Genomic DNA, 1,547 nt, shown 5'->3' with positions numbered 1-1,547 from the left:
GACATCGACGCCGCGCCATTGCTCCATCGTGGTGGGGCCGACGCAACTCATGGACTCGATGTCGAAGGGGCCGGGCATCGCCATGCCGACGCCGAAGACCTTTTCGGGAGGGATGTCCGCCACCAGCTTCGCGACAACGGCGGAAATGCGGTCGAAGGCGGCATCCGCGCTGATCTGTGTCGCGGCCTCCGAGTACGTGTCCAGTACCTCGCCGGACAGGTTCATGAGCCCGGCTTCCAGGCCGAGCGGGGTCACGTAGACGCCGCAAGCGAAACCGCCGTTCGGATTCACCTCCAGCCGGGGAGCGGGGAAGCCACGGCCTTTGGGCATGCCGGGATGGATCCCGATGATACCGAGCTTCTCGAGTTCGGCGGCAATCGTCGAGACGGTTTGGACAGTGAGACCCACCTGCCGCGCGATCTGGACGCGGGTGACGGGCCCCTTCTGCCGGATCGTCTCGAGGACGATGCGTCTGTTGAGCGGGCGTCCAAGCTCTTGGTTGGTGCCTCTGAGCGCCATGTCTTTTCCTATCGGTGTTCACGATAGGAGCGATTCGGCTTTTCAGTCAAATCATCTGAATTAATGGCTGCCGGTGGGTAGAGCGGTGTCCGGGGACGCCCGGCCGAGCGGGGCAGGGTGATTTCGCGGCGCCTCCCGAGCCGCTCGCATCTGAGCTTGGTGCCGATGGTCGCGACATCCACGCCGTCCTGTCCGGGGCGCTCGTCGTGGAGACCGAGGCTGGCCGCGACGTCCTGCGCGCGGGCGAAGCCGTTCTGTGCGGGCCTGGCGAGTGGGTTCGCTACAGCACGCCGGAGGAACCGGCCGAGTACCTGGCGATCTGCACTCCGGCCTTCTCGCCTGAATGCGTCAATCGGGACGAGGCTTGAGTGATCAGACTGACGGCGGCTGCGCCGTCAGCTCTGTCCACGCTGCCTTGCAGCGTGGCTGGCTAATGGCGGCATAGGGCCGTCTGCGGAATGAGCGGGGGCGGGCGGAAAGCTGGCCTTCGTCTCACCGGGCGCGAGCGACGGCGATGCACGGCGTCCCGACCTGCCGCGGACGGCACTCTTGCGCCCGCACGGTGCGATCCATGGCGCAGGCCCAGTGGACCTCCTTGGCCACGTCGATCCCGATAAAGACATCCATTCCTCCCGCCGGCGCTGTTTCCCTCCAAGGCACCCCGCCCTCGCCGTCGTCGCCTTACAGAGCGATCGATCGCGCAGCCCAATCAGCGGTCGAGACGGGTCTCGGAAGCGGGGGGAGATGCCACCTGAGCCCTCGCGGGCAGCCAGCATGATACCCATCCCCGCTTCCCTGCCGTCCTCGGATCATATCCCCGGAATGGCAGAGGTCGAAGCGCAGATGAAAGGTAAGGCGTCGTGATTGTTCGGTTCGTCTTTCCGACCAGCGGGTTGCGGTTCATTCACAGCCCCGACCTCGACGACATGCGCTGCGCCATCGGCGAAGAGGATCAGGATGGGCCGGACGGAGGTACCGCGCATCTGCAACCTCGGGCCGTCGCCACGCCCAGGGCTGCGTGATGCCGA

At 66.1% G+C, this 1,547-nt stretch carries 3 protein-coding genes; all 3 read right to left on the bottom strand.

The features are described 5' to 3' along the window. On the bottom strand, nucleotides 1-519 hold a 519-nt coding region (locus P1J78_RS24855), incomplete at its 3' end, for an ROK family transcriptional regulator (protein ID WP_275570055.1). A gap of 492 nt (nucleotides 520-1,011) precedes the next feature. Next, nucleotides 1,012-1,146 (bottom strand): hypothetical protein, encoded by a 135-nt coding sequence (locus P1J78_RS24850; RefSeq protein ID WP_275570054.1) that lies wholly within the window; start codon nucleotides 1,144-1,146, stop codon nucleotides 1,012-1,014. A 182-nt stretch (nucleotides 1,147-1,328) separates the two neighbouring features. Further along, the coding region (locus P1J78_RS24845) for a hypothetical protein (RefSeq protein WP_275570053.1) at nucleotides 1,329-1,547 on the bottom strand (219 nt) is incomplete at its 5' end.

Origin of the sequence: Psychromarinibacter sediminicola (assembly GCF_029168335.1) — a bacterium.
In the GTDB taxonomy this organism is placed as follows: domain Bacteria; phylum Pseudomonadota; class Alphaproteobacteria; order Rhodobacterales; family Rhodobacteraceae; genus Psychromarinibacter; species Psychromarinibacter sediminicola.
This window is presented reverse-complemented; position numbering and strand designations above follow the sequence as displayed.

Bases quoted from the DNA above. Each gene is read 5' to 3' on its own strand.
- P1J78_RS24850 (WP_275570054.1), bottom strand. From the start codon at position 1,146: ATGGATGTCTTTATCGGGATCGACGTGGCCAAGGAGGTCCACTGGGCC.